This is a genomic window from Streptomyces sp. NPDC021080 (assembly GCF_044333225.1).
GTDB lineage: Bacteria > Actinomycetota > Actinomycetes > Streptomycetales > Streptomycetaceae > Streptomyces.
Map to the genome: position 1 here is coordinate 109,727 of NZ_JBIRQM010000003.1, position 19,676 is coordinate 129,402.

Sequence of the window (19,676 nt, forward strand, 5' to 3'; positions counted from 1 at the left end):
CGGGCTTCTCCTACTCGTCTGCGGCAGGGCGGAAGACGGGCAGCAGCCAGCCGTCCGCGATGGGATGGAAGTCGACGGTGAGTTCCATGCCGATCTCGACGGCTTCGGGATCGACGCCGACGATGTTGCTCACCAGGCGGGCACCGGGGGCGTCGGGCAGATCCACGACGGCGGGGACAAGCGTCACGTCCGGCAGGCCGGGGAAGCCATGGACCACCGCGAAGCTGTAGACGACCGCACGGCCCGCGAGTTCCACCCAGTCGACCTCGGCGGACTGGCACTCGGGACAGTACGGCGTCGGGGGCAGGCGGAAGTGCCCACATGCTCCGCATCGCGGCGCGACAAGACGGCGTTCCTTCGCCGCCTGCCAGAAGGGCTCGGTCGTCGGGTCGGTGGTGATGCGCACCTGCTCCGAGGGGAGCGCTGTCGCCACGGCCATCATGCGTCCCTTCCGAGAATCAGGCCGGAGACCGGGAGGCTCGCGGGCCCGCCGGTGACGAGCGCATGCTGCGCCCCTTCGACCTGGTTGATGGCGGTGCCGCGCATCTGCTCGACACCTTCCATGATGTGGGTCATCCCGATGATGTACGCCTCGGAGAGCTGGCCGCCGTGCGTGTTGACCGGGATCTGACCGGGGCGCGGCTTGGCGCTGTACCGGATGTTCCCGTTCAGCACGAAGTCGTTGCCTTCACCGCGTCCGCAGAAGCCGTAGTCCTCGAGCTGCATGAGGACCATCGGGGAGAAGTGGTCGTAGAGCAGCGCCACATCGATGTCCTGCGGCGTCAGGCCGGACTGGCGGTAGACGCGGTCCGCGATCGGCTTGTTGCCGGCGGAGGCGAAGTACTCGTCCGGCATGCCCATCCAGGCGAAGGCTCGCCCCCACTCGCGACGGCCGCCGTGGGCCGCCGCCACCACGGGCACGGGCTTCTGGCGCAGGTCGCGTGCCCGGTCCAGGCTCGTCGTGATGACCGCGACCGCGCCGTCCGTCTCCTGGCAGAAGTCGTACAGGCAGAGCGGCTCCGCGATCATCCGGGCGTTGAAGTAGTCCTCGCGGGTCAGGGGCTTCCCGCGGAACCGTGCCTTCGGCCTGGTCTGGGCGTTCTCACGCTCCGTCAGCGCAATCTCGCAGAAGGCGTCCCGGGTCGTGCCGTAGAGGTGCATGTGCCGACGGGCGAGCACCGACATCAGGTGCCCCGGTCCCGAGAGCCCGCTGGGCTGGAGGAAGGAGTTGATCGGGTTCGGCGCCGCAGCGGCGAAGACGCTGCCGAGGCGCTGCTTGGCCTGCTGCAGCGCCATCACCGTCACCACGACCGTGGCGTCCCCCGCCACGATCGCGGCCCGAGCGAGGCCGACAGAGCCGGCAGCGCCTCCGCCGCCGGAGGTGAGCGCGGCGGTGAAGGTGACCTCGTCGATGCCGAGGTTCTCCATGAAGTCCGCGGTGTCCATCTTGTCGCCGTAGCCGGCGCTGGCACCGGAGTAGTAGGCGAAGCCGTCGATGTCCTTGACGCTCAGCCCGGCGTCCGCGCACGCGTTGAGGATCGCCTCACAGGCCATCTCGGTCGTCGTGCGAGGCCACGACTCGCCCCGCTTGTAGTAGTCCGTGGCGCCGATGCCCACGATCGCGACGTCGCGCAATCCCTTGGTCACAGCGCATCAGCCCTGAATGCGGTCGGTGCTCTCCGGCACCGGCGGGACGTGCGGGAAGAGCTCGTAGAACGCGCCCTGGGTGATCCGCTTGACGGTCTCCGGCTTGGCGTCGGCGAACAGCCCGGCGAGCGTCTTCTGCGTGTGACCGAACGTACCCTCCATGTGGGGGTAGTCCGAGCCGAACATGACGTTCTTGTAGCCCATGGCCTCGTTCGCGGCCACTGCCGTCTCGTCGTGCTGGAAGGAGGCATAGACCTGGGTCATCAGGATCTCCTTCGGGTCGCGGCTCAGCTTCGGCCGCACCGCCACGGCATGCTGGCGGTAGCCCTCGAGCAGGCGGTCGCCGAGGAAGGGAATCCAGGTCGCGCCGCCTTCGGAGATGAGCACCTTCAGGTCGGGGTGCCGGTCGAGGGCTCCGGACGCGACCATCTTCATCGCGGCCCGCTGGCCCGAGAAGGTGGTCTCGGTGTAGTTCATGACCGCGCCACCCGGTCCCCGATACACCTGGCCGGCGCCGCCGCTGGTCATGTCGACGGGGTCGGTGCCGATGTGGAAGGCCGGGACGATGCCTGCCTTCTCACAGACATCCCACAGCGGTTCCCAGTCGTTGCGGTGCCAGTCCGGGGCACTGGGGTGCGGGGTGGTGGGCAGGAAGACCGTCTTGAACCCGTTCTCGGCCAGCCACTCGATCTCTTCCACAGCGTCCTCGACGCGCAGTGTCGAGATCTGCCCGGTGACGACGTACCGGTCCGAGACCGGGACAAGCTCCTCGATCGCGTACAGGTTCGACGCGTGCATGCAGGCCTTGAGCAGCTCAGGCGTACGGAAGGTGGACGCCCACATCCCGAGGCTCGGGAAGATGACCTCTCCCCACACGCCCTCCTTGTCGAGGTCGGCCAGGCGCGCGCGGGGGTCGCGGACGCCCTGCGGCTTGTTGCTCTCCTCGATGAACTTCGCCGCGGCCGAGGTCGGGAGCTTCCGGCGGAAGGTCTGGCCGTCGACCGAGACCGTCTCCCACTCGCCGTCGGGGTCCTTCACCGACTTCGGGGTGAGGTCCGCGAGCGCCTTGGGAAGGCGCGTGGTCCACACGTCCTCCGGCTCGATGAAGTGGGAGTCTCCCGAGTTGGTCCACATCTTTGCCATGACCTGCTCCAGGGTGGGACGGAACATCTTAATGAGTTAGATGTTGGCATCGGGTGACCCGGCACGCAATACTTCTTAAGACTTTGGCATTAGGTTTTTGGAGGATGGCCTCGTGAAGGATGAGTCGAGCACCAGCCGTCGTCGCCACTCAGCGGGCGAGGCGACGCGGGTGCTGCTTCTTGAGGCCGCTGAGCAGTTGTTCGCGACCCGCGGCATCGACGGGGTCTCACTACGGGAGATCCAGGTCGCAGCCGGACAGTCCAACTCTTCTGTCATCGGCTACCACTTCGGCTCCAAGAGCGGCCTGGTACGAGCGCTGATCGCCTACCGTCAGCCGGCGCTCGACGACGAACGCGACGCCGGGATCGCACAGCTCAAGCGCGCGATCGCCGACCGCGACCCTCAGCGCGCCACCGCTCGGGAACTGGTCGCACTGGTCGTCGGTCCACTGGCCTCCAGCATCCGGCGCGGAGAGATGTACACGCCCTTCCTCGCCCGGCTGAGCGAGGACCCGAAGGCACGCTCGGAGTACTGGCCCTCTGATATCGAGGACCATGTGAGCTCCGAGGTCACCGAGGAACTCGTCGACGCCGTCCTCCAAGCGTTGCCGGAGCGGATCCGGAGGGCGCGGGCGCACCAGTTCTTCGTCTCGGTGCTCCACGCCCTCGGAGATCACGCTCGTCAGGGCACCTCGCTCAGCGACATGCGTCTGTCGGCATACATCGACGGGTGGAGCGCCATGCTGACGGCCCGCGTCTCACCCGAGACGGAATCGCTGATCGATTCCTGAGCCGTCGGTCAGACGGACTCGATCACGACCGCGCCGCCCTGGCCGCCGGCCGCACACATCGAAGCCACCGCTATGCCGCCCCCACGGCGGCGGAGCTCGTACGCGAGCGTGGTGAGCATCCGGGCGCCCGACGCAGCGATCGGGTGTCCCAGCGAACAACCCGAGCCGTGGATGTTGACCTTCTCCTCGGAGATGCCCAGCACCCTGCAGGCCGCCAGCGGCACCGGGGCGAACGCCTCGTTGATCTCCCAGATATCCACGTCGTCCACCGAAAGTCCGGCGCGTCGCAGCACCAGAGGAATCGCCTCGACGCCGCCCATCCCGGTGCGCTCCGGAGCCACACCGACGGCGCCCCAGGCCCGGACGCGGGCCAGCGGGACAAGACCGTGCTCCGCGGCAAGCGACGAGCTGACCAGGATCAGAGCCGCGGCCGCATCGTTCACGCCCGACGCGTTGCCGGCGGTGATGGAGAATCCCTCGATCTCGGGGTGCAGCGGCTTCAGGCCGGCCAGGCGCTCCATCGAGGAGTTCCTCCGGGGATGCTCGTCCACCGCGAACTCGACGATCGACCCGTCCGGCTGGGTGACCTTCACCGGGATGATCTCTTCTTCGAAGAGGCCGGCATCGATGGCCGCGATCGCGCGCTGGTGCGACCGCAGGGCCCATCCGTCGATCTCCTCGCGGGAGAGGCCGACCTCGCGGCAGGTGTTCCAGCCCACGGAGATCGTCACGTCGTCGTTGGCACCGTCGTGGTACGGGAAGGTCGGGGCGATGCCCGTCCGCGGCTCGTCCTGGCCGGGCACCCGCCACAGCTGCTGCGGGGCCATGGAATACGAATGTGCGCCACCTGCGATGACAGCCTGCTCCATGCCCGAACGGATGCCGGCGGCCGCGTTGCCGACCGCCGTGAGCGATCCCGCGCAGTGGCGGTTCACCGCCTGGCCGGGAACGGTCGTCAGGCCGGCGGCGACCGCCGCATAGCGGGCGAGGTCGCCTCCGCCGTACTGACTCTCGGCGAGGATCACGTCATCGATCACGGCGGGATCGAGCCCCGAACGCTGCAACGCCTCGGTGACCACCAGCGTCGCGAGTGTCTCGGCGGGGGTGTCGCGGAGCGTTCCCTTGAACGCCGTGGCAATGGGCGTACGGACGGCGCTGACGATGACGGCGTCATTCACTGGTGCGGCCTTTCGTTGTCGGGTTCGAGCAGCGTCGCCAGGTGCGGGACATCGGCGAGCGCACGCAGGGCGTCGTTCAGATGGGTGCAACCCGCAGTGCCCGGCAGCCGTTCGAGGACGGCCGCGCGCAGCCCCTCGAGCGGAACGCCGACGAGTCGGTCGACCTGCAGGGTTGCCAGCGGGCATTCGGCGTACGGGAGGACCCGTGGGACGGCCAGGACCTCGAGGAGCTCGCCGCTGCCGAGACCGGCGGTCGCGGCCAGGGAGTACTCGTGAACGGCGTCGCGTCCGCCGTCAGGGGTCGTCGAGGAGTCCTGGAACATCGCGTCGATGCGCAGTCGGCCGTCCTCCTGCCACACATCGATGCGGCGCATGCGGCGCATCGACACCTCGGTGATCGTGGGAACGTTGTGCCAAGCCCACGGATCGGGATCCTCCGCGAGGGGTCGCACCCGTCGCGTGCGATGGTTCCACCGGGCGGTCCCGTCAGGGGCCAGACCGCTGGAGCCCGGCATGAAGCCGGTGCAGATGCCCTCCATCCGGCGGACATGTCCCTGGGTTCGGCTCACGTCGAGCATCAGGTCGACATCGGTCCAGCGGCTGAAGGCGAACCCGCTGATGAGCGTGGCGCCAGGGGTGTCGTCGACGAGCAGCGACAACGGCGTGCGCGCCTCGACCAGATCCGGCACCCGCTCGGCGACCGCGGTGCGGAAACCGCTCATCGCCTTGAGGCCGACGAGCTCGGTGACCTCGCGAACGTCACCGTCGAGGCAGTCGTGAACAGCCAGTCGGGCGACCTTGCGTTCCGGGGTGACGGTGACGTCCACCCGCTGCGCACTCATGACGATCGGGCGGGCACCGTCCTCGGGCGTCAGGAGATCCCGGCCGCGTCCGGCGAGCGTCAGCGTGGTCCCGAGGCCGTCGGACCAGGTCATGTCGATCGTCGTGGTGCGGCGCACCGAGCGAGCGCGCCGTGCGGGTGTAGCGTCCGCCGGCCCGACGGGCGTGAGCTCGGCCGGCACCGGTACAGGCGTCACCGGGCCTCCGCCTCATGCACCTGCCGGCAAAAGCCCGCCAGGAGCGCCAAGGCCGACAGAACCCCGACGATCGCGGCAACAGCCGCCCACGGCGCCCCAGCAACGTCGAGCCCGATCAGATGGTCGAGCGACCAGTCTCCGGGGCCGGTCGACGCCAGCCCGACGGAAGCGATCGCGATGAGGACGACGTACTCCCATCCCCCCTTGAAGACGAAGTAGCCCTTCCCGCGGTGGTCGGTCAGCGCGGCAACGGTCATCAGGCCGACGTACGCGGTGCAGGCAGGACCTGTGAGGAGACCGAGTGCCAGCAGCACGCCGGCGCCCATCTCGGTCACGGCGGCCAGCCATGCGTGCAGCCGGCCGGGCCGCAACCCCAGACTCTCGAACCAGCCCGCCGTGCCCGCGATGCCTCCGGGTCCGAACACCTTGTTGGCGCCGTGCACGACGAGCATCGGCCCGAGGGCCAGCCGAACCAGTAGCAGACCAAGCGCAAGATCCATGAGCAGCCTCACTCGGGCGTAGAAATAGATGAATCATATTACTGTTGAATGATCATTACAGCCGATCAGGCAAGACGGGTTTGGAGCGAACGACCGCCGAGTGACGCCTGGCCACCTCGGAGCGGGAGACGCCCGAGGATGCCCCGGCTCCGGAGCCGCTCGGGGCCGGGCAGACGAAGTCGACCCTTCCGGATCCAGTGGCCCAAGGTGGCGGTCGACGGATGCGAGGCGGAGTCGCAGGCTGCCGCATGTCCCGAACAACGCCGCCCGGCAAGAGTAAGATGAGTAATATGAATGATTTCAAGGGTGTCGTCGACAAGGTCGGTGCACCGGTGCGCGCCCCGAAGACGGCCGAGCTGATCGCAGCACACCTGCGTCGCCAGATCGTCAAGGGACAACTCACCCCCGGCGAGACCCTGCCAGCCGAGATGCACCTGATGGAGCAGTTCGGCGTCTCCCGTCCGACCCTGCGCGAGGCCTTCCGGATCCTGGAGACAGAGTCGCTCATCGGAGTCCGCCGTGGTTCACGAGGCGGCGCGCAGGTACTTGAGCCCGATCCGAAAGTCGCGGCACGACATGTCGGCCTCCTGCTGCAGCTGCAGGGCACCACGATCCAGGACGTCTATGACGCACGCACGGTCACCGAGCCGGTCTGTGCGCGGATGCTCGCTGCCCGTCGCACCGACGACGACCTTCAGCAGCTGCGGGACGTGCTTCGCGACCTCTCGGCTCTGGTCGACTCGGGCTTCGAGACGAACCCGAATCTCGCCATGTGGTCACAGACGACGTATCGGTTCCACGAGACGATCATGCAGCTCTGCGGCAACAAGACGCTGGCTGTCCAGGGCGCCGTGCTGGCCGACATCGTCGACGCACACCTCCAGCGCTCCCTGGCCAAGGGACTGGGCAAGCGAGACAACATGCCGGAACGATTCCAGAAGAGCATCAAGTCCTACGCCCGACTGATCCGTCTGGTCGAGGCGAAGGATGCAGACGGGGCCGAGAGGCACTGGCGTCGGCACATGGAGGTCGCAGCGCAGTACGTATTCCTCCATGACGCGCAGAACACCCCGGTCGTCGATCTGTTCGACTGACCCCGTGGGCGTCGGCGGCCGACGCACCCTCCCCGTGTCAGTGGTCACCGGATGTACGTGGCCGCGTACTTCTCGAGCCCTTCGACGGTGTCCCGGACCGAGGTGCACGGGACAGTGAGCACATAGGAGTCCACGCCTGCGTCGGCAAGTCTGCCCAGAGTCTCGCGGTGCTGCTCAGGGGAGACCTCGCCACCGCGCAGGACACCATGGTCCAGTCCCTGCACCTGGATCGTGACCTCGGTGCCTTCTCCCTGCTCCTCGACCGCGCACTCGCGTACCTCGGCAATCAGCGGCGGCAGCTTCTCCAGCGTCAGGGCAGGGGTACGGGAGGTCCGGGCGACCTGCTCGGGAACCAGCAGCGGACTCCACCCCTGGTTACGGGCCGCCCGGCGACGTGACAGTCGCGAGTTCCCGCCGATGAGGACTGGAGGGCCGCCGGGCTGAACCGGGCCGGGGACGTGAGCGACTCCGATCCCGGGGAAGAAGGGACCGTCGAAAGAGACCGGTTCCGTCCCGGCCGACCACAGCGTTCGCATCACGTGAAGCGCCTCGTCGAAGCGCTCGTTCCGGGACTCGAAGTCGACACCGAGCGCAAGGAACTCCGAGCGGAGGTATCCCGTCCCCGCGACGACCGTCAGGCGCCCGTCGGAGAGCAGATCGACGGTCGTCAGCGCCTTCGCCGCAGCGAAGGCGTTGTGGTAGGGCAGCACCATCAGATGGGTCGTCAACCGGATCCGCTCGGTGACAGCGGCGCAGAAGGCGAGCGCTGACGTCAGATCGAGCGTGTCATGACCGCCGTTGCGCAGCCACTTCATGGACGGGGCGGGATGCTCGGTGAACGCGATCGCGTGGAAGCCGAGCCGGTCGGCCGCCTTGGCCACGGCAGTGACGCCGGCACCGCTGAGAAGGGCGCGATCGTGTCCGGGGCCTCCGACCGGGTAGTCGACGGTGAACTTCATCTCTCCCTCAGTCGCTCGTCGGCCGATGACGCCCGGGCGCCATCCGCGACTCCGGGCCGCGGATGGCGCTGTACCGGGCGTCCGTCAGCGGGGTGCCATCCGGATGGCACCGTCGAGTCGGATGACCTCGCCGTTGAGCATCGGGTTACTCACCATGTGTGCGACCAGCTCGGCGTACTCCTTGGGGTCGCCGAGCCGGGTGGGGTGCGGCACCTGGGCTCCCAGCGACTTGATCGCCTCGTCGGAGAGGGTCGCGAACAGCGGCGTCATGAAGAGGCCGGGGGCGATCGTGTTCACGCGGATCTTGTGCTGCGCAAGGTCACGTGCGATCGGCAGGGTCATGCCGACGACACCTCCCTTGGAAGCGGAGTACGCGGTCTGGCCGATCTGTCCCTCGTAGGCCGCCACGGACGCGGTGCTGACGATGACGCCGCGCTCCTCACCGTCCACCGGTGTGTTGGCAATCATCGCGGCAGCGGCGAGGCGGAGGACGTTGAAGGTGCCGACCAGGTTCACCTCGACGACCTTCTTGAAGTCGGCCAAGGGGAACGGCGTGCCGTCCTTGGCGACCACACGGATGGCGTTGCCGATGCCGGCACAGTTCACCGTCACGGCGAGCGGACCGTTCGCCACAGCGATCTCAACGGCCGAAGCGACCTGGCCCTCGTCGGTCACGTCTGCCGGGACGAAGGAGACACGCTCGCCGAGCTCGTCCGCGATCGCCTTCCCGGCGCTGGACGGAAGGTCGATGATGACGACATGGGCGCCGGCCGCGTGGAGCCGACGAGCGGTCGCCAGGCCGAGGCCCGACGCTCCGCCGGTGATGAGAGCTGACTTGCCTGTGATGTCCATGTGATGGCTCTGCTTTCTGTGCCGAATGGTCAGAGGCGCTCGATGATCGTGGCGTTGGCCATACCGCCGCCCTCGCACATCGTCTGGAGGCCGTAGCGACCACCGGTGGCCTCGAGCTGGTTGAGGAGCGTGCTCAGCAGCCGCGTGCCCGATCCCCCGAGCGGGTGGCCGAGCGCGATGGCGCCGCCACGGGGATTGAGCCGGGCCGGGTCGGCTTCGAACTCGGCAGCCCAGGCGAGCGGCACCGGTGCGAATGCCTCATTGACCTCGTAGGCGTCGATGTCGCCGATCCGCAGACCGCTCTTCGCCAGCACCTTGTGGGTCGCGGGAATCGGTCCCGTCAGCATGATCTCGGGGTCGGAGCCGGCAACGGCGAAGGTGTGGAACCGCGCCCGGGGGGTCAGGCCGAGGGCGGCGGCCTTCTCCTCGCTCATGATGAGTGCGGCCGACGCGCCGTCGGTCAGTGGCGAGGAGTTACCAGGCGTGATCACCCAGTTGATCTCGGGGTACCGCTGGGCCATCTCCTCGGTGTAGAAGGACGGCTTCAGGCCCCCAAGCCCCTCGATGGTCGTCGACGGCCGAACCGTCTCGTCGGCGGCGTGCTCGCTACCGTCCGGAAGGAAAACGGGGACGATGTCCTTGTCGAAACCTCCGGCCGCTGCGTACTCGGCCGCTCGACGATGACTCTCCGCGGAGTACGCATCCAGCGCCTCCCGGTCCAGCTTCCAGCGCGCGGCGATGAGCTCGGCCCCGATCCCCTGGTTCGGGAGGCTCGGGTAACGGGCGTCGAGGACCGACTGCGGGTTGCCGTCGATGACCGCCTTGCCCATGGGGACCCGGCTCATGGACTCGACGCCGCAGGCGATGGCGATGTCGTACGCACCCGCCATCACGCCCTGAGCAGCGAAGTGCGCCGCCTGCTGGCTCGAACCGCACTGCCGGTCGATCGTGGTTCCGGGCACACTCTCAGGGAAGCCCGCAGCAAGCAGCGCGGTCCGTGCGATGTTGAGAGCCTGGTCGCCTGCCTGACCGACACATCCGGCGATGACGTCGTCGACGGTCGCCGGGTCCAGCCCGTTGCGCTCCACGAGCGCCCGCAGCACGGTCGCGAGAAGTTCAGCCGGATGCACACCGGAGAGCGCACCCCCCGGCTTGCCCTTGCCCGACGCCGTACGCACGATGTCGACGATCACTGCGCTGCCCATGGCGACCCTTCCAAGGCATAATAGTTATATCATTTGCTGGCCGACTTTAGGGGGCCTCACCGCCAAGCGCAAGACATCGACGCCCCGATCACCTCAACCCTCGGCTTGACCGCCTCCCGCATGGTGGACACAGGGGCAACATAAAGTGTATTCAGGTATATGATTTGCCTGTTACCATGCCGCGACTGGTCAGGACCGACCCAAGGAGCGGGTATGGAGCGCGGCCTCTACACCGAGGAGCACGAGCAGTTCCGGAGTGTCGTACGCGAGTTCGTCACCCGAGAGGTGCAGCCGCACCTCGACGAGTGGGACGAGCGTCAGTGCACTGGCAGGGACGTGTGGCTCGCCGCCGGAAAGCAGGGCGTCATCGGCCTGACCGCCCCCGAGGAGTTCGGCGGTCCGGGCCTGAACGACTGGCGGTTCCGTAACGTCGTCTACGAGGAGCTCATGCGCGTCGGAGCCGCCTCGCTGGCCTCCAGCTTCTCGCTCCAGGACGACATCCTCGGCCCGTACGTCGCAGATATGGGGACGCCGGAGCAGAAGCAGCGGTGGCTGCCGGGCATGGCCGCCGGCGAGCTCATCATGGCCGTCGCCATGACGGAACCAGGCACCGGAAGCGACCTCAAGGGGGTGCGAACGCACGCCAAGCGGGCCCCCGGCGGCTGGATTCTCAACGGGGCGAAGACGTTCATCTCCAGCGGCCAGCAGGCAGACCTGGTCTGCGTGGTCACGAAGACCGACCCCGCCGGTGGCACCGACGCCTTCTCGCTCCTGGTCGTCGAGGCTGGTATGCCGGGGTTCAGCCGAGGTCGCAACCTCAAGAAGGTCGGTCTGTGGGCTCAGGACACCTCGGAGCTCTCTTTCTCCGACGTCTTCGTGCCGGACGAGAACCTGCTCGGCGTGGAAGGCGCCGGTTTCCGCCAGCTCATGAAGCACCTGCCGCTCGAACGCCTCGCCATCGCCGCCGGCGCGGTGGCCTCGGCAAGCGCTGCCCTGGACTGGACCGTGGCGTACGTGAAGGAACGTTGCGCGTTCGGTCAACCGCTCGGTGGGTTCCAGAACACTCAGTTCGCGCTGGCCGACATGGCCGCAGACATCGAGGCAGCCCGTTCGCTCCTCGACCGTTGCATCATGGCGCACAACGCGGGAACGTTCACGACCGTCGATGCGGCAACGGTCAAACTCTTCACGACCGAGGTTCAGGCGCGTGTCGTGGACAAGTGCGTGCAGCTCCACGGTGGCTATGGCTACATGCTCGAGTACCCCATCGCACGCGCCTATCTGGACGCCCGCGTCCAGCGCATCTACGGCGGCGCCAACGAGATCCAGCGCCAGATCATCGGACGGTCGCTCACGGGTCTCCGCTGACACGCTCGCAGAACAGCGCCGGGGGCGGGCCATTGCGATGAGCCCCGAGGAACGCGACGCGTTCCTGGCCGCAGAGCGCGTCTGCCGAGTGGCCACCGTGAAGCGTGACGGCAGCCCCCACGTTGCCCCGTTGTGGTTCGTCTGGGACGGAACCGCGCTCTGGCTCAACTCGATCGTCAGGAGCCAACGCTGGACGGATCTGGCCCATCAGCCTCGCGTGTCCGTCGTGGTGGACGCCGGTGATGATTACCACGAGCTGCGCGGGGTGGAGATCAGCGGCAGCGCTGAAGCGGTGGGTGACGTACCGCGGAGCCCAACCCCTGACCGCGCGCTGGAGACGGTCGAGCACCTGTATGCCAGCAAGTACAGCGGAATTGAGGAGTTCCGTCCCGACGACAGGCATGCCTGGTTGCGTGTCACCGCAATGAAGATCGTCAGCTGGGACTTCCGGAAACTCCGATAGGCAGGGGTCGACCCTCCGGAGCGTCCGGAGGGTCGACCCAGCGTGCGACGCCCGTCCGTGAAGTGCCGACTGGTCGCCATGGAGAAGTACCACTCAATGTCTAGTCGAAGTCGAAAGGGTCGCTGATGTCGACAGCAGTCACGGCAGACGGGACGGGGGCCGCCCAGTCCGAGGTGCTGCTGGCCCGGCCGGCGAAAGGCATCGCGCTGGTGACGCTCAACCGGCCCGCACGCCGCAACGCCCTCACCCGGCAACTGCTGGACCGCCTCCTGCAGGTGCTCGCGGATCTCCGTGACGAAGCGGACAGGGGGGATCTGCGTGCCGTAGTGCTGACCGGAGCGGGTTCGGCATTCTGCGCGGGGCTGGACCTGGACGAAGTGGCGGCATCGGGCCCTCCGGACGTGCGGCGCTGGGACGTGGTTTCCGCCCTCACCACGCTGGGTGTCCCGGTCGTCGCCGCTGTCAACGGGCCCGCCGTGACCGGCGGTCTGGAGATCGCCCTCGGCTGCGACTTCCGTATCGCGGGCGAGAGCGCACGCTTCGCCGACACGCACGCCCGGGTCGGGGTCGTGCCCGGCTGGGGGCTCACGGCACGCCTCCCGCTCGCCGTGGGCCACGGCTGGGCCAGACAGATGTCCGCGACGGGCGACTACGTGGACGCCCGCACCGCGGTGCGCATCGGCCTGGCCAACGAGGTCGTCCCGGATTCCGAACTCCTGCCGCGGGCACTGGCGGTGGCATCCTCCATCGCTGAGGTGGACCGTCAGGTGCTGGCCACGGTCAGAGACCTCTACGACCAGGGTGCGCGCGAGGGTTCCGCCGCAGCTCTGGCGGGCGAGCGTGCCGTGTGGGAAGACGGAGGCGCGGCGGCCGGCGCGCTCCCTGTCGCGGCGACCCGCGAGGCTGTGATCGCCCGAGGCCGCAGCCAGGTGTGAGTATCCCCCCCCCACCCACCACCACCACACACACTCGGGGACAGCTCGGAGGCCTGTCTGTGCGCGGCGGGGCGCTGCTGCCTGCGGGGGGACTGTAACGAGTTGGTGCGTGATAGCGGGTGGGCATGCTCTGCTGGTGAGAGGCATTGTGGACCGTTCGGTCCTGACGCATCCGTTGTTCACGGGCATCTCGACGGCTCATCTGTCGTCGTTGGTAGCGGAGTTGGCCAGGCCATGGGTGGTCGGGGTCGAGGGTCGTCGACACCAGACGAGGGGCGGGGAAAGAAAGCGGGCACCCGGGGCAGGCGCCCGCCATCGGCTGGTCTTCGTGGACCGGCTCGTCGCCACACTCATCCATCTGCGTCACGACCTCCCGCACGCAGTCCTGGCCCTTCTGTATGAAGTGGACCGCTCCACCGTGACCCGCGCGGTCGGTGAGGTGCGTCGACTGCTGGCCGTTCGGGGGTTCGCCGTCCCAGACCGGCCCAAAGTACGGCTGCGGACCCTGGAGGACGTGTTCGCCTACGCCCAGGCCGAGGGCGTCCGGCTGCGGCTGGACGCCACCGAGATCCAGGTCCGCCGGCCCACCGCAGGCCGGGGCGGGCGGCGAGCGTTCGTGTCGGGCAAGAAGAAGCAGAACACCATGAAGGCCACTGTCATCGCCGACCAAAAGGGCCGCACGCTCTGGACCGACGCCCTGCGGCCTGGACGCGTGCACGACGCCACTGCCGCCCGTCTGGCCGGTATCGGCAGATGCTTCCATGCCTTCGACCGGGTACAGGTCCTCCTCGATGACGGCTATCTCGGCCTGAGCAGAGACCACCGAGGCAAGGCCCTGACCCAGCCCCGCAAGCTACGGCCAGGCGCGACGCTCCCCTTCCTCGAGCACAACGAACGCCAACGGCACGAGCACTCCTCACAACGCATCACCGTCGAACACGCCCTCGCCGACCACAAACGCTGGAAACAACTCCAGCGCTGGACCCACCGCCGCGACCGCCTACCCGACACCTACCGGGCCATCGCCACCCTGGTATCCGACCGCACCGCCACCGCCTGACCAACCCCGTGAGCAAGGGAAACACAACTCACCGCTATCACGCACCAACTCGTAAGACGTTCGGCTCTGTTCCGTAGTCGGTGGTGACGGCAGGTGACAGGCATCGTTTGACGTTATATGCGAGATGGCAACTCCCTTGTGGCGATGGTGTTTTCAGGGCTTTCGGTGCTGGTCATCGAGGATGTAGCAGATGACGGTGGAGTGATCCGGGTCATCGCCCGGACCCGGGATGTTCCGGTGTCTTGCCCGGCGTGCGGGGTCCTGACGGGGAAGGCGCACGGGTATCACGTTCGGACGGTGGCAGATGTGCCAGTCGACGGCAGGCAGGTCGTGGTCCGCATCCGGGTGCGGCGCCTGGTCTGCCCGGTTCTGGGCTGCCGGCGGCAGACTTTCCGAGAGCAGGTCCCCGGGCTGATCGAGCGCCTTCAGCGCCGCACCACGCGCCTGACCAGGCAGGTCTCGGAGGTGGTCAAGGAGTTATGCGGCCGGGCGGCTTCCCGTCTCACCCGGTTCCTGGCCACGCCCCTGTCCTACGCCACCGCCCTGCGTCTGCTGAGGCGCATCGCCCTGCCGACGGTGCGCTCCCCGCGAGTGATTGGGGTCGACGACTTTGCCCTGCGGCGCCGCCACCGCTACGCCACGATCATCATCGCCGCCGAGACTGGGGAAGGCGTCGATGTCCTGCCCGACCGAGAGGCCGCCACCCTGGAGGAATGGCTGCGAGGGAAGAAGGGGGTCGAGGTCGTGTGCCGGGACGGCTCGGCCACCTACGCCGAGGCCATCCGCCGGGCCCTGCCCGACGCGGTACAAGTTAGCGACCGGTGGCATCTGTGGCAGAACCTGTGCGACAAGGTCCTGGCCGAGGTCCGCGCCCACGCACCCTGCTGGGCCACCGTCAACCCGCCGCGGCCCGGCGGGGTGCACGAGCAGACCACCCGTGAGCGCTGGCACAAAGTCCACGCCCTCCTCGGCTCCGGCGTCGGCTTGCTCGACTGCTCCCGCGGACTGAATCTCGCCCTGAACACCGTCAAGCGCTATGCACGCATCCCCGAACCGTCCGCCGATCGCGTCGCCCCACGCTACCGGCCCACCCTGGTCGACCCCTACCGTGAGCACCTACGGCAACGCCGGGCAAAGGACCCGGCCGTCCCCGCCACCCACCTCCTGCACGAGATCAGGGAATTGGGCTACACCGGCAGTGCCAACCTGCTGGTCCGCTACCTCAACCAAGGCCGTGCCGAAGGCCACCGGCCCGTCACAACCCCCCGTTACCGTCTTCGTGGCTCCGCAATGGGGCCTCCGGTCTTCGGGTCCGGCATGACTTCCCCCCCTTGTTGTTCATGATCCGGGGGGGTGGTGTCACCGGCCCGGAGGCATCGACGGACCGCTGATGAGGGGCTTGAGCACCGGCTTCACCCGAGCCGGGAGAGCTCTCCGTAACGTGGATGTGGCAGCTCGGTGCCGAGGCAAGGCCGGACGAAAGCGTGATGGAGGGGCCCTGCACGTGATCGACACCGGCGACATCGACGTCTTCCTCGGCCTGGACGTCGGCAAGGGCGAACACCACGCCACCGCCGTGACCCCGGCCGGGAAGAAGGCCTTCGACAAACGCCTGCCCAACACCGAACCCAAGCTCCGCGAACTGTTCGTAAAACTCCAGGCCAAGCACGGAACGGTGCTGGTCGTGGTCGATCAGCCGGCCTCGATCGGTGCCCTGCCGCTGGCCGTTGCGAGGGACATGGGATGCCCGGTCGCCTACTTACCGGGCCTCACGATGCGGCGGATCGCCGACCTCTACCCGGGTGAGGCCAAGACGGACGCGAAGGACGCGTTCATCATCGCGGACGCGGCCCGCGCGATGCCCCACACGCTGCGGGCCATCGACGGCGAGGACGAGACGATCGCCGAGCTGGAGATGATCGTCGGGTTCGACGACGACCTCGCCGGCGAGGCCACCCGGGTCGCGAACCGGCTCCACGGCCTGCTGACCCAGATCCACCCGTCGCTGGAACGAGTCCTGGGGCCGCGGTTGCAGCACCCGGCCGTCCTCACGCTGCTGGAACGGTTCGGGTCACCGGCCCAGATCCGCAAGGCCCGGCCGGCGGCGGCTGACCACACTGCTGCGGCCGAAGGCGCCCAGGATGGCCGAGCGGCTGGTCGAGGAGATATTCGCCGCCCTGGACGAGCAGACCGTCGTCGTCCCAGGGACCGAGGCGGCCGCACTAATCGTCCCGAGCCTGGCCGAATCCCTGGCCGCCGTCCATGACCAGCGGAAACTCCTGGCCGGACGGATCGAGGAACTCCTGGAAGCCCACCCTCTTTCCAAAGTCCTGACGTCCATGCCGGGAGTCGGCGTCAGGACCGGAGCATGGATCCTGATCGAGGTCGGCGACGGCAGCACCTTCCCGACCGCCGGCCACCTGGCCGCCTATGCGGGTCTCGCCCCAGTGACCCGCAGCTCAGGCTCCTCGATCCGCGGAGAACAGCCCTCCCGGAGAGGAAACAAGCAGCTCAAACGGGCCTTCTTCCTCTCCGCGTTCGCCGCCCTGAGCGACCCGGCCTCACGGATCTACTACGACAAGAAGATCACCCAGGGCAAACACCACACCCAAGCCCTGCTCTGCCTCGCCCGACGACGAGCCGACGTCCTGTTCGCCATGCTTAGAGACGGCACCTTCTACGAACCTCGGACAACCGGAACGAGGTGAGGGCAACCAGCCTGCCTGCGAACCGAGATCGCAGGCCATGACGGCAGCCCTACATGTCGTGAACCTCCACGGAGAACCCCTTCGCAAGGACGGAGTTCAGGTGCTCCGCATGCGCACCCAGCCATTGGCGCGCGTCAGAGAACTTCGCCGTCAGTTCGACGAGCACGTAGTCCTCGGCGCCATCAGTCGACCCACCACAGACGCAGCAGCGGAGACGCTCACTCACCGCACCCGTCCACTCCGGTCCGTTCCCGCCCTCTGCCACCGACTCATCATCAACATGCACGAGACATCGTTCCAGACGCCCTAGAACAGCCCATCTACCTTGACCAAAGAGATAGGGGCCCCCGCCGCCTCGCCCGACTCCTCCTCACGCATTCCGACAATCTGCGGACCAAGGACGTCGGCCTGCTCCGCCTCCTCACTGCGGCCTGCCCCGAGATGACCCAGCTCACCGCCCTCATCCGCGACTTCGCCGCCTTGCTGACTCCCGCCAGCGGCAACGACTCCAAGCTCACCGAGTGGATCGGCCAGACCCGCGGTGCAGACCTGCCCCACCTGCACAGCTTCTGCAACGGCCTTAAAAGCGACCGTGCCGCAGTCAACGCCGGCCTGACCCTGCCCTGGAGCAACGGCCGCACCGAAGGGGTCAACACCCACACCAAGAGGATCATGCGGCAGATGCACGGCCGTGCCGGATTCGAACTCCTCCGCCACCGCATCTTGCTCAGCGCATAGGCACACAACGCCACCACGGACTACGGAACAGAGCCATTTCCCCGACATGCCCACACTGCTGCTCGCTCTGCTGCACCACCGCGACGCGATCGACCGCGCCCGCCTGCAGAACCTGCTGGGCGAGCAGGGCCAAGACCTGCGCTCCGCCCTGGACATCGTCGTGGACTACAACGCCCGCCATCCGCACCGCGCCCAGCTGTACGCCATGGTCCAGGCCGAAGCCCTCGACCCGGCCCACCCAGCCCACGCATACTTCGACGACAGAAACTCCCTCTACACCCTGTCCTTGCGTGAATACACCGGCACCGACGTCTACCGAACTCCTACACGTCCTCCCCGCCGTACTCGACGGCCTGCAGATGCACTGGCTCATGGACCCCGAGCGCTTCGACCTGCGCACCCAATGGGCACTTGTCGCCGACGCCCTCTTCACTCAAGGCCGGAGATGATCACGTAGTGGCCGATAAAGGCGGGGCGTGATGACGCGTACCGCCTCACCCATGTCGTACTTGTCGGTCTGCAGCCAGGACCAGGGGTCGGTGCATGCGCGGATCACCGCGTCGTCACGCTCTTCCATGGCCGGGCCGGGCAGGCTTTTGATGGTCTCGCCCATGTACGCCGCGAGCCGGGCTGGGCTTGCCGTCACACGCCGAAGACCTCGTCCATGGTCCTATGGGTCGTATTCGGGCCAGCCGCTGGCGATCCACTTCTGGTAGGGGACGCGGGCGTCCATGCGCGCGGGCTTCCCGCAGACCTTCGGGACCATCCGCGGCTGCCTGGCCGGCTTCGAGGACGCCGACGACGCAGCGACTGGGGGACGTTCCGGCTGTCGGGTAGCGCAGCCGCGGACACAAAGCTGCTTCCGTGTCGCCTTTCCTTCCAATGGCCCGCAGGAGCCGAGGCGGAGCCTTCACAGGGTGCCTGAGTGCCGCGGAACTCATGGTGTCTTCTCCGCGCTCGGCGGAGCGGGGACGAGGGATTCTCGACGAAAAGGGGCACGGCGCGCCCGGGGGTAGCTCACCGTCACCGGCAGGGAGGGCCAGGATCTACCTATCCTTGCCTGTCACCTGAGTAACGGCACCCGATGGCTCGGCGGTTTCAGCTGTCGCCTCAGAGGACAGCAGCCGCCAAAAGTAGGCGAGTTGCTCGGCCATGTCGATTTCGGGGTCGTACATCCACTGCGTCTGCAGGCCGTCGATCAGGGCAAACAGGAGTCCGGCCAAACGGTCGGGGTCGACGCCTGCGGGCAGGGTGCCTGCGGCCTGCTGCTCACGAATCGTCGTTGCGATGTCCGAACGCACAGCCGCGTAGCGGTCGCGGAAATACTCGTGCGCCGGGTGGGCGAGCTCCGTCGCCTCGGACGCGAACCGTGAGAAGAGTTGGGTGAGCCCCGGGACTTCGGCGTTGTGGCGGACGAGAGCAGTCAAGGCCTCGCCCAGGTCCGGTGGTGCCTCGCCCGCGGCGGCAAGCAGCTCCCCGATGAGGCGCTGGTCGACTTCGTCACGCCGGCGCAGGATCGCGGTGTAGAGCTGTTCCTTGGTTCCGAAGTAATGAAGCAGCCCCGTCTGGCTCAGGCCGACGGCTTGAGCCAGTTCGCGCACCGTCGTTCGGCTGTATCCGACCCGCGCCACGATGCCCAGTGCCGCATCGAGGATCTCCTCCCGTTTGGCGATGCCTTTCGCGTACGGACCTCGTCGTGCCATGAGCAGGACTCTACGGCACGGGAAATTCGCTGATGGGACCCCTTGCCGCCGAAAAACGAATGCCATACTGTTTTCGACGTGGGCGAGGCGTCCCGCACGCGGCAGTGACGTGATCTCGCTGCCCCTTCCTGACCAGGGCTCGCCGACTTCCCAGGTGGTGGTGGGGGGGGGGGCGGCGGGGGGGGGGGGGCCCCCCCCCGGGGGGGGGGGGGGGCCGGCCCCCCCCCCCCCGGCCGGGGCGCGCCGGGGGCGCTCATCCCCCCCGCCGGCCGCCGCGGGGCCATAAAGGGGTCTGC

General features: G+C 68.0%; 19 protein-coding genes and 3 pseudogenes. 10 read left to right on the forward strand and 12 right to left on the reverse strand.

Annotated elements, in window-relative coordinates; translation table 11 throughout:
* Positions 1–10: 10 nt before the first annotated feature.
* From ACH4S8_RS07940 to ACH4S8_RS07950, 3 genes are read right to left on the reverse strand one after another with little or no spacing between them, the layout of a single operon-like run.
* The gene (locus ACH4S8_RS07940) at positions 11–433 is read right to left on the reverse strand and encodes a Zn-ribbon domain-containing OB-fold protein (RefSeq protein ID WP_398391843.1); all 423 of its coding nucleotides are present in this window, start codon (positions 431–433) and stop codon (positions 11–13) included.
* A gap of 5 nt (positions 434–438) precedes the next feature.
* Positions 439–1,647, reverse strand: a complete 1,209-nt coding sequence (locus ACH4S8_RS07945) for a thiolase C-terminal domain-containing protein (RefSeq protein WP_398391844.1) — start codon at positions 1,645–1,647, stop codon at positions 439–441.
* Between the two features lie 6 nt (positions 1,648–1,653).
* The gene (locus ACH4S8_RS07950; protein WP_398391845.1) at positions 1,654–2,817 is read right to left on the reverse strand and encodes an amidohydrolase family protein; all 1,164 of its coding nucleotides are present in this window, start codon (positions 2,815–2,817) and stop codon (positions 1,654–1,656) included.
* A gap of 85 nt (positions 2,818–2,902) precedes the next feature.
* Between ACH4S8_RS07950 and ACH4S8_RS07955 the strand changes: the two genes are divergently transcribed.
* Complete coding sequence (locus ACH4S8_RS07955) at positions 2,903–3,580, forward strand: TetR/AcrR family transcriptional regulator (RefSeq protein ID WP_398391846.1); 678 nt, start codon at positions 2,903–2,905, stop codon at positions 3,578–3,580.
* Positions 3,581–3,588: 8 nt separating this feature from the next.
* On the opposite strand, the gene ACH4S8_RS07960 is transcribed toward ACH4S8_RS07955, so the two are convergent.
* The 3 genes from ACH4S8_RS07960 to ACH4S8_RS07970 form a co-directional block, all read right to left on the reverse strand.
* Entirely contained in the window at positions 3,589–4,758 is a 1,170-nt protein-coding gene (locus ACH4S8_RS07960; RefSeq protein WP_398391847.1) for a thiolase family protein, read from the reverse strand.
* The gene (locus ACH4S8_RS07965; protein ID WP_398391848.1) at positions 4,755–5,693 is read right to left on the reverse strand and encodes a DUF2889 domain-containing protein; all 939 of its coding nucleotides are present in this window, start codon (positions 5,691–5,693) and stop codon (positions 4,755–4,757) included. The genes ACH4S8_RS07960 and ACH4S8_RS07965 overlap by 4 nt, the downstream gene beginning before the upstream one ends.
* Positions 5,694–5,791: 98 nt before the next feature.
* Complete coding sequence (locus ACH4S8_RS07970; protein ID WP_398391849.1) at positions 5,792–6,307, reverse strand: DoxX family protein; 516 nt, start codon at positions 6,305–6,307, stop codon at positions 5,792–5,794.
* 236 nt (positions 6,308–6,543) lie between these two features.
* On the opposite strand from ACH4S8_RS07970, the gene ACH4S8_RS07975 reads away from it, so the two are divergent.
* A complete protein-coding gene (locus ACH4S8_RS07975; protein WP_398391850.1) occupies positions 6,544–7,389 on the forward strand; it encodes a FadR/GntR family transcriptional regulator in 846 nt (281 codons plus the stop codon).
* Positions 7,390–7,433: 44 nt separating this feature from the next.
* On the opposite strand, the gene ACH4S8_RS07980 is transcribed toward ACH4S8_RS07975, so the two are convergent.
* From ACH4S8_RS07980 to ACH4S8_RS07990, 3 genes are all read right to left on the reverse strand, one after another.
* On the reverse strand, positions 7,434–8,348 hold the full coding sequence (locus tag ACH4S8_RS07980; RefSeq protein WP_398391851.1) for a TIGR03619 family F420-dependent LLM class oxidoreductase: 915 nt from the start codon (positions 8,346–8,348) through the stop codon (positions 7,434–7,436).
* Between the two features lie 84 nt (positions 8,349–8,432).
* A complete protein-coding gene (locus tag ACH4S8_RS07985) occupies positions 8,433–9,200 on the reverse strand; it encodes a 3-hydroxyacyl-CoA dehydrogenase (RefSeq protein ID WP_398391852.1) in 768 nt (255 codons plus the stop codon).
* A 29-nt stretch (positions 9,201–9,229) separates the two neighbouring features.
* A complete protein-coding gene (locus ACH4S8_RS07990; protein ID WP_398391853.1) occupies positions 9,230–10,405 on the reverse strand; it encodes a thiolase family protein in 1,176 nt (391 codons plus the stop codon).
* Positions 10,406–10,618: 213 nt separating this feature from the next.
* On the opposite strand from ACH4S8_RS07990, the gene ACH4S8_RS07995 reads away from it, so the two are divergent.
* The 7 genes and pseudogenes from ACH4S8_RS07995 to ACH4S8_RS08025 form a co-directional block, all read left to right on the forward strand.
* Positions 10,619–11,773, forward strand: coding sequence for an acyl-CoA dehydrogenase family protein (locus ACH4S8_RS07995; RefSeq protein WP_398391854.1), 1,155 nt, complete (start codon positions 10,619–10,621; stop codon positions 11,771–11,773).
* Positions 11,774–11,810: 37 nt separating this feature from the next.
* A complete protein-coding gene (locus ACH4S8_RS08000; RefSeq protein WP_398391855.1) occupies positions 11,811–12,236 on the forward strand; it encodes a pyridoxamine 5'-phosphate oxidase family protein in 426 nt (141 codons plus the stop codon).
* 125 nt (positions 12,237–12,361) lie between these two features.
* The gene (locus ACH4S8_RS08005; RefSeq protein WP_398391856.1) at positions 12,362–13,171 is read left to right on the forward strand and encodes an enoyl-CoA hydratase; all 810 of its coding nucleotides are present in this window, start codon (positions 12,362–12,364) and stop codon (positions 13,169–13,171) included.
* Between the two features lie 145 nt (positions 13,172–13,316).
* Entirely contained in the window at positions 13,317–14,231 is a 915-nt protein-coding gene (locus ACH4S8_RS08010; RefSeq protein ID WP_398392348.1) for a transposase family protein, read from the forward strand.
* Positions 14,232–14,378: 147 nt separating this feature from the next.
* Positions 14,379–15,512: pseudogene (locus tag ACH4S8_RS08015) on the forward strand (ISL3 family transposase); the annotation flags it as partial.
* Positions 15,513–15,735: 223 nt separating this feature from the next.
* A pseudogene (locus ACH4S8_RS08020) lies at positions 15,736–16,939 on the forward strand (IS110 family transposase).
* A 327-nt stretch (positions 16,940–17,266) separates the two neighbouring features.
* A pseudogene (locus ACH4S8_RS08025) lies at positions 17,267–17,677 on the forward strand (transposase); the annotation flags it as partial.
* Here ACH4S8_RS08025 and ACH4S8_RS08030 read toward each other — a convergent pair.
* Positions 17,667–17,924, reverse strand: coding sequence for a hypothetical protein (locus ACH4S8_RS08030; RefSeq protein WP_398391857.1), 258 nt, complete (start codon positions 17,922–17,924; stop codon positions 17,667–17,669). The pseudogene ACH4S8_RS08025 and the gene ACH4S8_RS08030 overlap by 11 nt on opposite strands.
* Before the next feature lie 43 nt (positions 17,925–17,967).
* On the opposite strand from ACH4S8_RS08030, the gene ACH4S8_RS08035 reads away from it, so the two are divergent.
* Positions 17,968–18,126 carry a hypothetical protein gene (locus tag ACH4S8_RS08035; protein WP_398391858.1) on the forward strand — a complete coding sequence of 53 codons (159 nt, stop codon included), beginning with the start codon at positions 17,968–17,970 and terminating at the stop codon, positions 18,124–18,126.
* Here the strand turns inward: ACH4S8_RS08035 and ACH4S8_RS08040 are convergent.
* Both ACH4S8_RS08040 and ACH4S8_RS08045 read right to left on the reverse strand, forming a co-directional pair.
* Positions 18,111–18,290 (reverse strand): hypothetical protein, encoded by a 180-nt coding sequence (locus tag ACH4S8_RS08040; RefSeq protein WP_398391859.1) that lies wholly within the window; start codon positions 18,288–18,290, stop codon positions 18,111–18,113. The genes ACH4S8_RS08035 and ACH4S8_RS08040 overlap by 16 nt on opposite strands.
* Positions 18,291–18,723: 433 nt before the next feature.
* On the reverse strand, positions 18,724–19,380 hold the full coding sequence (locus ACH4S8_RS08045; RefSeq protein ID WP_398391860.1) for a TetR/AcrR family transcriptional regulator: 657 nt from the start codon (positions 19,378–19,380) through the stop codon (positions 18,724–18,726).
* Positions 19,381–19,676 lie beyond the last annotated feature (296 nt).

Excerpts from the sequence above, each read along its gene's own strand:
- ACH4S8_RS07965 (WP_398391848.1), bottom strand. The coding sequence starts at position 5,693 with ATGACCTGGTCCGACGGCCTCGGGACCACGCTGACGCTCGCCGGACGC.
- ACH4S8_RS08000 (WP_398391855.1), top strand. The coding sequence starts at position 11,811 with ATGAGCCCCGAGGAACGCGACGCGTTCCTGGCCGCAGAGCGCGTCTGC.
- ACH4S8_RS08005 (WP_398391856.1), top strand. The coding sequence starts at position 12,362 with ATGTCGACAGCAGTCACGGCAGACGGGACGGGGGCCGCCCAGTCCGAG.
- ACH4S8_RS07980 (WP_398391851.1), bottom strand. The coding sequence starts at position 8,348 with ATGAAGTTCACCGTCGACTACCCGGTCGGAGGCCCCGGACACGATCGC.
- ACH4S8_RS08045 (WP_398391860.1), bottom strand. The coding sequence starts at position 19,380 with ATGGCACGACGAGGTCCGTACGCGAAAGGCATCGCCAAACGGGAGGAG.
- ACH4S8_RS07995 (WP_398391854.1), top strand. The coding sequence starts at position 10,619 with ATGGAGCGCGGCCTCTACACCGAGGAGCACGAGCAGTTCCGGAGTGTC.
- ACH4S8_RS07990 (WP_398391853.1), bottom strand. The coding sequence starts at position 10,405 with ATGGGCAGCGCAGTGATCGTCGACATCGTGCGTACGGCGTCGGGCAAG.
- ACH4S8_RS07985 (WP_398391852.1), bottom strand. The coding sequence starts at position 9,200 with ATGGACATCACAGGCAAGTCAGCTCTCATCACCGGCGGAGCGTCGGGC.
- ACH4S8_RS07975 (WP_398391850.1), top strand. The coding sequence starts at position 6,544 with ATGTCCCGAACAACGCCGCCCGGCAAGAGTAAGATGAGTAATATGAAT.
- ACH4S8_RS07950 (WP_398391845.1), bottom strand. The coding sequence starts at position 2,817 with ATGTTCCGTCCCACCCTGGAGCAGGTCATGGCAAAGATGTGGACCAAC.
- ACH4S8_RS08040 (WP_398391859.1), bottom strand. The coding sequence starts at position 18,290 with ATGGGCGAGACCATCAAAAGCCTGCCCGGCCCGGCCATGGAAGAGCGT.